Raw genomic sequence first — 12,852 nt, 5'->3', positions numbered from 1 at the left:
ACGAATCCGTTATGCATGGGCTCGTGGCCGCTGCCCCCGCCCGAGAGCAGACCGACTTTGCCATTGGGCACGCCGTCGGCGCGAACGACGTAGGTCGGGTCGAAGTGAACGGTAAGAAGATCAGGATGCGCCGCTGCCATGCCTTGCAGAGATTCGCGAACGACGTCTTCGGGGGTGTTGATGAGCTTTTTCATAGCGGTCGTATCGATTGTAGAGGGAAAGCAACAGCGGGAATGTAACCACCAAACCGCCGCCCGCCTGGTACGACGGGAGGCGATTCGGGGTGGCAAGGCACACGCTGGACAAGATATGCCCTGCCAGGTTGTTGATACGGCGGATGCGCGATCAGCTTAGACCGTGCCGGGGACCCATACGCCCGTACTGAAGACACCGGCAAAGTACAGCAGTGCAATCAGGAACGTACCAAAGGTAATGGCTGCTGCGGGTGGATCCACGTGTGTATCGCCCTGCGCATAAAAGATGCGCTGGAAGAACTCGCCAAACACGGCACAGATCAGACCGAATACCCCACCGACGAGCAGTCCCATGAAGACGGTGCCATCGCCCAAGTCGCCAAGCATACCGGCACTTTCAATGGGAGAGCCAACCGTGGCCATGTAGGCCATCGCAGCTGTGCTGGCGGGGAGTGTAATATGATGCGTGACGGGGAATTTTTCAACGCCCAGGTTTAGGAAGAACAGACTGGCTGCGCTAATACCAAAGGCCAGGAACGCACTTCCAGTCGCAATGGCAATAAATGCCCCAAGAACACCCACGATCAGTCCTAAGAAGGCAACAGGCCCCCACTGGTACTGATGCGGAAGCCACGGCTCTACGGTAAAGCGGTCGGTGGCATCTTTGACATGATCATCGACGGTGCCTTCAGCATTCGGCTTGCGATCTTCACGCTCAAACGGCGTCATGTCGAGTACACCATTGCCGTGTACTTTACCGATGACACTGTACCCGAGGAAGGCCCGGTGCAGCAGTGCAGAGAGCACAACAGCGATTGCGATCGGGTCCCATGGAAGGGCAAATCCGCCCGATACGGCTGTGATGACCAGTCCGAGGATTCCAAAGAGCCCTCCGACAACGAGCACATCGACCTTTGTCCCAAAAGCGTACGTGATGTTCTTGGCCTCATGAAAGTCGAATCCGGTATTCATGTAGCCTTGCTTTGCCGCGTAGGCTGCCGCAGCGGCCCCGCCAGCAAATGATATATGCGGGCCGAAGACTGCACCAAAGGCGATTTCGCCTGTTACGCCGCCGAGTCCACCCGCTTCCCCGGCAATGACCATGAACCCGGTAAAGATAAATGCAGGGAGTGCGCCAATGGCCGCGCCAAATGCTCCCCCGGCAAAAGCCGCAAGAATGAGATAAATCCAGCTCACTTCGAGTAGTGCTTCCATAGTATTGTTGGGTCAAGTAACGGTGGTTAGAGCGTGATTGGCAAGCAGAGGCTTTAGCGAACAGGGTCGCAGGAGGCACCTGCCTGGTACGAAAATATGCTGCGGAGAGTCGGGGGAGTACGTCCGCGCTCTATGGGATCGAGGCACGGCCGAGAGGCTTCTCCGGTACTGCCCCCGCCCTCCAGCAGCAACTTTACTGCTACAGCCTTACTTAGAAGGTAAGCTGCGCGCCCAAGATGAACGCGTTATAGTCGGCTTGCGCGTCGGACTGGAAGTCCTGGAACTCGGCCATGAGCGTGAGTTGGTCCGTAGCCATGTAGCGGGCAAAGCCCATGAACATCTGATTGGTGTTCTCAGGCACGCCGCCCACATCGGTCGACGTTTCGTCGTGCGCCCCTTCGCCATAGCTACCGCCAAGTACAAAGCCGCCGAAGTCGTAGGTGGCTTCGCCGTACCACTGCGTGCCATCGGCCTCGGCCTGGTCGAGTCCGCTGTCCGCATCAATAGCAATTCCAATCAGTCCGTCGGAGCCAATGCTCTGCGTCTGCGAGAAGGCACCGCGCAGCCCAAAGCCTCCAGCGCTCAAGCTGGCGCCCACGTCCCAGCCGTTGATGCTGTAGCTGAAGTCTTGGGGTATCACATCCACGTTCTGATAGAGCCCGCCAACCCACAGGTCGAGCGTACCGCCGTCGAACTCCGTCAAGTAGTTGGCTTGTCCTTCAAAGCGGGGGGTTGTGGTCTCAATTTCCGGATTAGGTGCACCACTTGGCTTCTCCGGATTAATGAGGCCGACTTTAAGCGTGAGGCCGTTCAGGCTGGGCGTGGTGTAGGTGATACGCGGGTTGAAGTTGGCATAGGTGTAGCCCGTGCCAATGCGTCCGAGCGTGGCGTTAGCAGCATCCGGTCCGCCAAAGCGGCCAATGCCCATGGCACTGCCCTGGTCGGCAATGGCGCTGCCGCCAAAGATGCCAAAGCCCTTGCCGATGTTGAACGTCCCGAAGTCGCCCGATACGGCGATGTCAGCGATACGTCCTTCAAACAGGCCGTCATTCTGCACGCTTGCTCCTTGCAGGTGATGGTTAATCTGAAAGATTCCCGACACCGTGACGCCGTTTTGCTCGGGGGCGTTGACGGAGAAGGTAATGTTGCCGGGGTTGAAGCCCGACTGAATGCGCGTGGCGAACTGATTGTCGTCATCTGACCGGGCCCCCTTATGGCCTGAGGCGTTCAAAAACACGGGGATAGCGCCGGCAACGCCGAAGTTCCACCCGTCGTCGGTATCCATAGAAACAGCCTGGGCCTGGGCGTCAGACACAGCCAGTGTGCCAAACAGAAGAGCAACGCCAGCAAGCGCTGCTGTCAAATATTGGAGGGTTGATTGTATTGGTTTCATCGCGTATTGGGTTGGGTTAGGATACAAAAGCGGGGGATGAAATCAGGCAGTTCAGCAGCGCTTGCCTTCTTGCCAGCCCGCGCTGCCGACGGCCTGAGACTGGAGATTAGGTGGGCATCTTGTAGTCGTTGGCCACTTCGATGAAGGCCTCGACCTGCTCATCCTGCCAGGCCTGATCGCGCCCCATCTCTTCGGCCATAATCTCGGCCACACGGGGAGCCACATCAATGCTGGCTTGTGCGTTGAGAAGGAGCGAGCGGGTGCGGCGGGCCAAGATATCCTCGACCGAGCGGGCCATTTCGTGACGCACGCCCCAGACCACCTGCACAGCGCGCATGGGCAGACGCTCATCGAGCTGCTCGTTAAGCTCGGGGGTTTCGCGAACCAGCCCCTTCAGCGCGGGAGCGTCGGAGCCGTACTTGCTGAAATCGCCAAACTGCTCAGCATGCTCATGCCATCCGTGGATGTGCAGGTCGGCGGTCACCGACGGACGCTCTTCCACGTTTGCCAGTGTAGCGGCCTGGTCGATCGTGTCCTCGGCCATCTGGCGGTAGGTAGTCCACTTCCCGCCCGAGATGGTGACGAGCCCGTTGTTCGAGATATGTAGCACGTGGTCGCGCGAGATCTCGGACGTGTCGCTGGCCCCTGGGTCGGTGGGATCGGTTACGAGCGGACGAATCCCGGCAAACACGGAGAGCACGTCGTCGGGCGTAGGGTCTTTGGTGAGGTAGCGGCCGGCGTGCTCCACCAGAAAGTCGAGTTCTTTCTGCATGGGTATCGGCTCCATCTCGGGGCCGTCGACCTCTTCGTCGGTTGTGCCTACGACCACGCGGTCGTTCCATGGAATGGCGAAGAGCACGCGCCCGTCATCGGTTTTGGGGATCATGATGGCTGCCTCTCCAGGCAAGAAGGAGCGGTCGAGCACGATGTGTGTCCCTTGTGCCGGACGCAGCGTATTGCTCACCGTAGGATCATCCATCTTGCGGATGCTATCCGTAAAGATTCCGGTAGCGTTGATGACGGCACGCGCCTCAATGTTCATAGTGGTGCCGGTTTCCTGGCACTCGGCCACCACGCCGTTCACGTAGCCGTCATCGGCTTTGAGCAGATCCGTCACCTTCATGTAGTTGAGGGCCGTGCCGCCCTGCTCTACGAAGGTTTGTGCCATGTTAACAGCCAGGCGGGCATCATCGAACTGCCCATCATAGTAGATGACGCCGCCCCGCAAGCCTTTCGGCTCAATGGTGGGCAGGTATTCGAGAGTTTCGTCGAGATTAAGATGCTTTGAGCGCCCAAAGTTTTGGCGTCCGGCCAGCATGTCGTATACCTTCATGCCGATGCCGTAGAACGGGCCCTCCCACCAATCGTAGTTGGGCACCACAAACGCCAGGTTATGCACCAAGTGTGGCGCATTTTTCTGGAGGCGTCCGCGTTCTTTGAGGGCTTCGAGCACGAGCGAGATGTTACCCTGTTGCAGGTAGCGCACGCCTCCGTGCACCAGCTTCGTTGAGCGGCTGGAAGTGGCTTTGGCAAAGTCGTGCTGCTCCAGCAACAGCGTGTCATATCCGCGAGATGCCGCTTCGATAGCAGTGCCAAGCCCTGTGGCGCCTCCACCGATGACGATAAAGTCCCACGGACCCTCATGTGCGTCGAGCGCTTGTTGTCCAGCGTCGCGTTGCATAGGTCAGTGTGGTTTCAAGAGAACGTACAATGAATGCTGGGGATAGCCATCGAGGGATCCGGCCGCAGGTGTATGTTGCCGGACCCCTCTGGCTACAGTGTACAGCAGCACTGAAGCCGTTAAGCGGCCTCAGCTTCTTTTTTCGCCGGGCGCGCAGCCGGACCGGTCCAGGCTTTAGCGCGGTCGAGCGCTTTGCGCCATCCGTCGCGCAGCTCTTCGACAAGCTCCGGCTCCATCGACGGCGTAAAGCGGCGGTCTTCTTTCCACTGCTTCTGGATGTCTTCTTGACTATTCCAGTAGCCAACCGCAAGTCCAGCCAGATAGGCTGCACCGAGCGCAGTCGTTTCCGTTACCTCGGGGCGGATGACCGGCACCTGCAAGATGTCGGACTGGAACTGCAGCAGCAAGTCGTTGGCAGCCGCACCGCCGTCTACACGCAGCTCTTTTGTTTCGATGCCGGAGTCGGCTTCCATCGCCTCAATGACATCGACAACCTGGTAGGCAATGCCCTCCAGTGAAGCGCGGGCGATATGTCCGTCAGTTACGCCACGCGTGATGCCTGCGATGGTACCGCGAGCATACTGGTCCCAGTGCGGGGCACCAAGGCCCGAGAAGGCGGGCACGACATACACCCCACCGTTGTCTTCGACACTGCGCGCAAGCGCTTCCACCTCAGGCGACGAGTCGATGATACCCAGTCCATCACGAAGCCATTGCACCACCGCACCAGCGATGAAGATGCTGCCTTCAAGCGCATAAGTCACCTCGCCATCGATATCGGCAGCAATCGTGGTGAGGAGGCGGTTTTCAGAGTGGACCGCTTCAGTTCCTGTGTGCTGAAGCAAGAAGGCACCAGTGCCATACGTGTTTTTGCTCATGCCGCTCTTGGTGCACATCTGCCCAAAGAGCGCAGCCTGCTGGTCGCCTGCGATGCCTGCGATGGGGATATCGCCTGTGAGCACACCGTTGTGCACATGGCCGTAGACCTCGCTGCACGAACGCACCTCAGGAAGCATGCTATGCGGCACGTCGAGAATGTCGAGGAGCTCGTCGTCCCACTCGTTTTCGCGGATGTTGTAGAGGAGCGTACGGCTGGCGTTGGTGGCATCAGTGATGTGTTGCTCGCCGCGTGTGAGCTTCCACACAAGCCAGCTGTCAATCGTACCAAACGCAAGGTGGCCGGCTTCGGCTTTCTCACGGGCGCCCTCCACGTTGTCGAGGATCCACTTCACCTTCGTGCCCGAGAAGTAGGCATCGATGATAAGCCCTGTTTTCTGCTGGAAGAGGTCGATGCCGACATCGTCTTTCAGCTCGTCGCACATTTCGGAGGTGCGGCGGTCCTGCCATACGATGGCGTTGTAGACCGGCTCGCCGGTGCGGCGGTCCCACACCACGGTGGTTTCGCGCTGATTGGTGATGCCAATCGCCTCAATATCATCTGAGGAGATACCGGTGCGGCTGAGCACTTCGGCAGCAACACCGACCTGCGACGACCAGATCTCACTCGGGTCGTGCTCGACCCATCCGGGCTCGGGAAAGATCTGTTCAAACTCTTTCTGGGCAGTGCCTTCAATCTGCCCGTTTCGGTTAAAAATGATGGCACGCGAGCTTGTGGTGCCTTGGTCGAATGCGAGAATGTATCCCATTATGATCACCTGCTGTTCGTATCAATACGTTTCGTTTCCTTTCGGATCGACAGTCACACAATAGGCACTGGAAGCGCTTTTGTCAACATTACCTTAATGTTTAAATGTTACGTATTTGAAACAGGAATTATATGGATCACGATTCTTTTCCATTTGTAGGTGCTCGGTGTATTTATTTGTGTATGGAAGCGCTTTTCGTTTCTGGATCTGTTTTTCTGGACTATCTTCTGAACCCTTATGCCTGATAAGAGTCATGGCCCAGCCGAACGTGAAGTGATCATCTTGCAACGCCTTAAAGAGCATGGATACGTAACCGTATCAGACCTGAGTGAGCGTTTGGACGTCTCCGAGGTTACAGTTCGTAAGGATCTTCAAAAACTCGAAAGTAGAAATCTACTTCATCGCACCTATGGAGGAGCCAATGTGCGAGATCCTTACGTACGTGATCGTCCGCTCGATGAAAAAGTTACCCAGTATGCGGAAGAGAAGCGCCGCATTGGCCAGGCAGCGGCAAAGCTGGTGTCCGACCGCGACTCTATCATTTTGGCCTCGGGCACAACCATGACCCAGGTGGCGCGCCATCTCCGTGAGAAGTCGGAGCTTACGGTGATTACCAGTGCCATGAATGTGGCGCTTGAGGTGGCGCATCTGCAAGATGTGGAAGTGCTTATGCTGGGCGGTATGGTGCGGCGCACGTCAAAATCGGTCGTGGGTCCGTATGCCCAAGAGATGATGAAGGAATACGCCTGCGACAAGCTGTTTCTGGGCGTTGATGGCTTCGACCTCGACCATGGTCTCACCACGGCCAATGCCCCCGAGGCTCACCTGAATCAGTACATGATTCGCGCAGCCCAGCGTATCATCATCGTAACTGATTCCAGTAAGTTCGGCCGCCGAAGTTTGCGCCGAATTTGCGGGTTAGGGTCCATTCATCGCGTCATTACCGACACCTGCGTTGAGGATCGCATTGTAGGCCACCTGGAGGAGCAGGGAATCTATGTGGATGTTGTCTGACCGCTTGCCTCAATTACACAAGATTACGGACTCAACCCATGCAGAGTTAGTTTGGTGTGGAATTAGACGGAAGGATCTCGACGCTGGCTCCCCAAACTCGGGATTGTCCCCTCGCTAAAGCACCACCCTGCGTATCCCCAAAGCAGATTCTCCGTGCGCATGGTATGCTTCACGCTGTTCAGTATGACGATGCAGGACGACCACGTCGATCGAAGCAATTCTTATGACTGCCCATCACCTCGTGCTCACGTCCTACCGCTCTCAATACCGGCTCCACCAGGGGACTCTACACACAATTTATGCAAAGAATCAATGAATAGACTTCATGACATAGTCATCAGAGCGGCACGGCGGGCGTCACCATATTGATTTAGACCTATCTATTCCATAACGTTGGAATTACGTAACACAGTAAGTAATTTTAACCGGTAGCTACTTTATACCCTTCGCGAGATCGGTGTACGTTTCGCAATCGCGTGGTGTGGCACATAGCAAGTAGTATAGCATGCGGCACGACGCACTTAGCACGACGACCTGCTATTACGCTCTTGTGTTCTGAACGGATAGTCTGCCGATGTGACCAGCCCTAACCTACACGGCAGGTGCAGCAGGTGCCCCAACGCATCTGGAACGTACACGGAGCGGTATGTGCGGTCTGGATACACAATCTGATGGTTTTTACACACAGCTTATGAGCGACGCATTGCTTCCTGTACGCCAAACGGCAACTGCAGAACGCCCCTCGACCTCTCCCACAGTTTCTGAGAGTGAAACTTCCGCCACCAGTGCCCCTCCAGATACGCAGGCGTTGTCGTCTCCAGCTATTGCCTTACAGCAACTCAACAAGGCACCAGGGCTGAGCGAGCGCAAACGGATGCTCTATGGAACCTGGATTCAGGGATACCTCGACTACCTTAAGCGTGAGTGCCTGGGAGCCCCGCGCCCGGCATACGTCAAACGCTTCCTTACGCAGATCCGCGAAAGCAGCGAATCCGACGAAAAAACCTATCAAAGCGCGGCCGAGGCGCTCGTCTTCTACCACGAACGCCTGCTTCGCCAAACCGTCTGCAGCGACGGCTACCGCTTGGCCACGCTTACCGACAACGAGAAGCGGAAGATTGTATCGCAACTGCAAGGGCCTGAGCGCGTGCTGGCCCTTGTTGTATGTTACACCGATCTGAACTTGAAAGAAGCATTGCGCCTGCGTGTAGGCGACGTGGAGGTGTCTAAACGCACCATTCTCGTGTCAAACTCTACCGGCTGTGCAGATCGCAGCATTTCGTTCCCTGAATTGCTGCAAGAGCCGCTTCGTAAGCAGCGTGCTTACGTACGCGACCTGCACGACCGCGACCTGGCCAATGGGTACGGCACTGTGGATGTGCCCGACGAAGTCGTCCGCCAATTTCCATGGGCCTCGGAGCAGTTTGTATGGCAATACCTCTTCCCGGCCGACGAGCGTACGCTCGACATTCGCGCTGGCACCGAGCGCCGCTACCCGATGACGCCGGATGCTCTTCTCGACGCCATCGAATCCTCTGATGCACCACTCACACGCGCCTTTCGCCCGTTGAAGTAGCCAGACACAGTAGCAGCTATATCTTCTTTCGTTACATGTCGTTGCGGGGACGAAGCGGACGCACTACCACTTCAGAGATAAGGTGATTTTCGGGGGCTCGTAGCACATGCATGGCTGTGGAAGCTACGTCTTCTGCACGCAGCGGGTTATCGGTCATGCCAACGCCTGCCCGTTCGAAGAACTCGGTTTCAATCGAGCCCGGGTACAAGCACGACACGCGAATGCCCGCACCACGCACTTCTTTCATGAGCGCCTGACTAAAGCCGCGCACCCCGAATTTGCTCGCGTTGTAGGCGGTGATATTCGGGTTGCCAATCAGTCCCGCAATCGAGGCGATGTTTACAACGTGCCCACCAAACCCGCTGTCCTCGTTCTGTGCCCGCATCATGGGGATGGCTGCGCGCGTGCACAGGTATAACCCGCGCAAATTTGTATCGTGCTGTACGTCCCAATCCTCAACGGGCATCTCATCGACTGGTCCGAAGCGGCCCAGGCCAGCATTGTTTACGAGGATGTCGAGGCGTCCGGCTTCTTCGCGAATGGTTTCGAAGACCCCGTCGATTGCGTCCTGGTCGCGCACATCAGCCGGGCATGGAATGAAGGCATCGGCATAGGTGTCGTGCAGCGCTTGCAAGCGGTCGGTGCTGCGTGCTACCCCGAACACCTGCGCCCCGGCCTCGATGAGCTGTACACTGATTTCCTGACCGAGCCCCGAGCTGGCTCCGGTTACGAGTGCAACGGCATTGTTCAAATTCATAACGCAATGGGGGAAGTTCGAAAAACATCGGTTCGCACAAATGCGCAACCCCAACGGAAGCAGAAAGCCGTTGATCGCTGCGCATTTGAAGTGTGACGCTACAGTCACAGGTTGAATACTACCCGGCAAAACCTACCCGGAGCCTTGCGATGCAAGGCCCTCGAAAGCTACTCGTTTACCGTTACCTCGTTTACCGTGGTGCGAATGGGCTCGCCGCGCATCATGGCCTGCATCTGCTCCATCTGACCGCCCATCTGCTCTTCCATCATCTGGCGCTGCTCAGGATTCATCTGTGCCATCTGTTGCTCCATCTGAGCACGCATCTGCTCCATCTGCTGGCGCTGCTCCTCGGGCATTTGGTCAAGCATGTCGTTGCTCATCTCCGTAACGAATGGATACACAAGCCCGTCGATATCGCGGTAGTCGCTAAAATCGACTTGAAACGTGATGGGCCCATCAATTTGAAACGGGGAGCCTTCCATTCCATCTTCTGGCATCACCGCCTCAAACGCAAAACGCGCGGGCATCAGGTTATCGGTGCGGATATAGAACCGCATCGACTCCAACGTCTGAAACTCCTGGTCGTCCATGCTGGCGTAGGACTCCAAACGCTCGGGATTTTCCACAAATAGCACGTGTGCCTCTATCCCATCAATCGACTCAGTGCCCTCGTACGTGGCCTCTTCCTTCAAGCCTTCAAGATACGACGTATCCAGGAAGCCCATCACGGGCATGTCATCGGCACTGGCGGGGCCGCTGGCGTTGCTTATGCGATAGATGTAGCGCCCATCCTGCTCTTCACGCTCGTAGCGGTTGGTTTCATCCTCGGTTTCTACCGTAAATGAGCGAATGTCTTGCGCCATCGCCTGATGCATGGCATCGGCTTCGTCGATAATGTCGGCTGCCGACTGGGCCCACGTGGGCGCGCCCATCTGTGCGGCGGCAACCCACAACAGCAGGCTGATGCCCATTGTGCGGAGCGTGGTGCGAACTGAGTAAGTCATTGTTTTTGTATGTCGAGTCTAAAGGAAAACGAACGGTATTCACTAAGCCATGCGGAATATACGAACGAGTGTGGACATATCGTATCCACAATGCATTACAGCGGCCCATCTGTCAATTGTTTATTCTGCTGTTTATGCCTGAATCCACCCCCTCGGAAGCGCGCAACGCGATGCATCAGCTCATTGGGCCCGATGCAGCCCCCGACCATCTGCCGCGCCCCGACGCGCCCGACGCGCCGCTCCAGGTGGGCGACTATGCGCTGAAGCCAACTCGCGTCATCGATCTGCTGCGTCCCTTCATGCGGGAACGCCGACTCAACGGCATCCGCGAGATCGTGGCCAAACGCACGCGCACCGTCGTGCCTGTCATCGAGGGCGTCGTCAACACCGGCAACGTAAGCGCCGTTATGCGCTCTACCGAGGCCATGGGCTACCAGGATCTGCACGTCATTGCCACCGGCGGACGCTACAAGCACTCTGAACGTACGGCCAAAGGGGCACAGCGCTGGCTGGATGTGCATCAGTGGGATGCTCCCGTGCCGTGTGTCGAGCATCTTCAACAGCGGGGCTATCGCGTGGCGGCCATGCACCTGGACGACGAGGCGGTGCCTATTGCCTCGCTCGATTTTACCACGCCCACCGCACTCGTCTTCGGCAACGAACGCGACGGCGTATCCGACGAACTGCGCGATGCCGCCGACATCTCCTGCATCATCCCCATGGATGGCTTTACCGAGAGCTTTAACATCTCGGTAGCGGCGGCGGTGGGGCTCTACCACGCGCGCCACGACCGCATCCAGCGCCAGGGCACGCACGCCGACCTCTCGGAGGCCGAGCAGATCCGCCTCACTGCCCGCCTCTGTATGCGCAGTGTCACAAAAGCCGATTCGGTGCTGCAGCGCGTGCTGCGTGAGCGTGGCGAAACCCCCTAACCAGGGGCCAGCCATCGGGATCGGTAATTCCCGTGCCGCACCCACGGAATCTTCACGGTGCTACTGCGTACATGTATCCCTACAGAGTCCTCTTTCGATTCGCCGAACGCGCCCCATGCCTGCTCCCAATGTTGACGCGCCCCGTGCGCCCGCCAAATCGCTGTCTGAAGCAGCACACGCTGAAGACGCGCGCGCTGAATCCACCAGCACCTACGAACAAGAACGCGGCAAGCCCTTGCCCAGCCTCAACCACGGTCATCTTCAGTTTCTCCTTTCTCTCGCTTTTGGCCCGCATCGCGACGAATACACCGTTGCCAGCGAACTGACGCTCCAGCTGGGCGATGTCCGCCTGACGCCCGACCTGTGCGTGTTTCGTAAGCGCAAGATCACATTTGCGCACGATACCACACGGGTTAGCGAGCCGCCGCTTTTAGCTGTGGAGATCGTAAGCCCGTCGCAGAGCACACAAGACGTGGCCGACAAGATTTACGACATGCTGGAGGCTGGCGTAGAATCGTGCTGGCTTGTGCAACCAGCCATGCAAACCATCACGGTGTACACCGAAAACGCCAAGCCGCGCACGCTTGACCGGGGCACGCTTACCGACCCGGCCACCGACATTGAGGTGGATGTGGACGAGCTCTTCTCGGGCGAATGATATCAACTCCGCATGCTCCGCTGGTTGGACGTGTGAATGGGCGAACCTGTCCCACTGTCCCAAGCCCCGCATCCGCTTACTGCGCTGTCAACCCTCATGTTGATGGTTGCGCTGCAATTATCCCTCAACGAAGCCTGTCATGGTGAGCGCAGTCCCGCTCCCTGTGGCTCGGACCGCTGTCGGAGGAACCATCTCCTCGGTGTTTAGAAGATACGGCGGGACAGAGGATCCTGCCCACTTCGGGGGAGATCTTTATTCACTGCGTTCATCAGTCGCTTCGCTCGTGTCAGGACTCCTACCGACGGCTGTCGGTATCCGCTCAACATGACGCCATGTAAACGGGGCATGATACTACCCAATCATTGATCTGTGACACAGCACTACTGCTCTGTCAACCCTCATTTTGATGGTTGCCTTGCAATCACCCTCCCACGAAGCCTGTCATGGTGAGCGCAGTCGAACCATCTCCTTGGTGTTTAGCAGGAACTTTTGGGGACGGCACAGCACGCGTATCCATCTTGGTTTAACCCACAGAATGACCTGTGACACGGCACTACTATTGTGTCACAGGTGATTCATAGGGTAACGCATGGACTCCCACTTTATAGTCATCCAGATCCTGAATCGAGTTCAGGACAGGCAAGGCGCCCCTGGCGCCGCTGATCCGGAGCCGAGCGAAGCGACGCACGAAGTAATCCATTCGCCGGTTGAGGGCGAGCTCACTCCGCTAATACATCCCTCCATTGGGGCATGGATCCCAGATCGTCGCTCCGCTCCGTCTG

At 57.5% G+C, this 12,852-nt stretch carries 11 protein-coding genes; 4 read left to right on the top strand and 7 right to left on the bottom strand.

The genetic code is table 11. The features are described from left to right. The 5 genes from R6U20_RS08285 to glpK all read right to left on the bottom strand — a co-directional run. Window positions 1-194, bottom strand: a 194-nt coding sequence (locus R6U20_RS08285; RefSeq protein WP_410337393.1) for a dihydroxyacetone kinase subunit DhaK, incomplete at its 3' end; no start/stop codon positions are given. A 156-nt stretch (window positions 195-350) separates the two neighbouring features. Next, on the bottom strand, window positions 351-1,409 hold the full coding sequence (locus R6U20_RS08280; protein ID WP_410337392.1) for a hypothetical protein: 1,059 nt from the start codon (window positions 1,407-1,409) through the stop codon (window positions 351-353). A gap of 211 nt (window positions 1,410-1,620) precedes the next feature. Next, the gene (locus R6U20_RS08275) at window positions 1,621-2,724 is read right to left on the bottom strand and encodes a porin (RefSeq protein WP_410337391.1); all 1,104 of its coding nucleotides are present in this window, start codon (window positions 2,722-2,724) and stop codon (window positions 1,621-1,623) included. Between the two features lie 184 nt (window positions 2,725-2,908). Beyond that, window positions 2,909-4,483 (bottom strand): glycerol-3-phosphate dehydrogenase/oxidase, encoded by a 1,575-nt coding sequence (locus tag R6U20_RS08270; RefSeq protein WP_410337390.1) that lies wholly within the window; start codon window positions 4,481-4,483, stop codon window positions 2,909-2,911. Between the two features lie 119 nt (window positions 4,484-4,602). Further along, entirely contained in the window at window positions 4,603-6,129 is a 1,527-nt protein-coding gene (gene glpK, locus R6U20_RS08265) for a glycerol kinase GlpK (RefSeq protein WP_410337389.1), read from the bottom strand. 237 nt (window positions 6,130-6,366) lie between these two features. On the opposite strand from glpK, the gene agaR reads away from it, so the two are divergent. Beyond that, on the top strand, window positions 6,367-7,143 hold the full coding sequence (gene agaR, locus R6U20_RS08260; RefSeq protein WP_410337388.1) for a transcriptional repressor AgaR: 777 nt from the start codon (window positions 6,367-6,369) through the stop codon (window positions 7,141-7,143). A 691-nt stretch (window positions 7,144-7,834) separates the two neighbouring features. Further along, window positions 7,835-8,719 (top strand): hypothetical protein, encoded by an 885-nt coding sequence (locus R6U20_RS08255; RefSeq protein ID WP_410337387.1) that lies wholly within the window; start codon window positions 7,835-7,837, stop codon window positions 8,717-8,719. Window positions 8,720-8,750: 31 nt separating this feature from the next. On the opposite strand, the gene R6U20_RS08250 is transcribed toward R6U20_RS08255, so the two are convergent. After that, window positions 8,751-9,476: an SDR family oxidoreductase gene (locus R6U20_RS08250; RefSeq protein WP_410337386.1), complete on the bottom strand. Its 726-nt coding sequence runs from the start codon at window positions 9,474-9,476 to the stop codon at window positions 8,751-8,753. Between the two features lie 167 nt (window positions 9,477-9,643). Further along, complete coding sequence (locus tag R6U20_RS08245) at window positions 9,644-10,480, bottom strand: hypothetical protein (protein WP_410337385.1); 837 nt, start codon at window positions 10,478-10,480, stop codon at window positions 9,644-9,646. A 134-nt stretch (window positions 10,481-10,614) separates the two neighbouring features. Here R6U20_RS08245 and R6U20_RS08240 point away from each other — a divergent pair, with 134 nt between their 5' ends. Together R6U20_RS08240 and R6U20_RS08235 are read left to right on the top strand one after the other, a co-directional pair. Continuing rightward, complete coding sequence (locus tag R6U20_RS08240; RefSeq protein WP_410337384.1) at window positions 10,615-11,412, top strand: TrmH family RNA methyltransferase; 798 nt, start codon at window positions 10,615-10,617, stop codon at window positions 11,410-11,412. 115 nt (window positions 11,413-11,527) lie between these two features. Next, complete coding sequence (locus R6U20_RS08235; protein ID WP_410337383.1) at window positions 11,528-12,070, top strand: Uma2 family endonuclease; 543 nt, start codon at window positions 11,528-11,530, stop codon at window positions 12,068-12,070. Window positions 12,071-12,852: the final 782 nt, after the last annotated feature.

The organism is Longimonas sp., assembly GCF_046498435.1.
Classification (GTDB): Bacteria; Bacteroidota; Rhodothermia; order Rhodothermales; family Salinibacteraceae; genus Longimonas.
The sequence above is the reverse complement of the archived record's forward strand: the minus strand, read 5'-3'. Positions and strand labels throughout refer to the sequence as shown.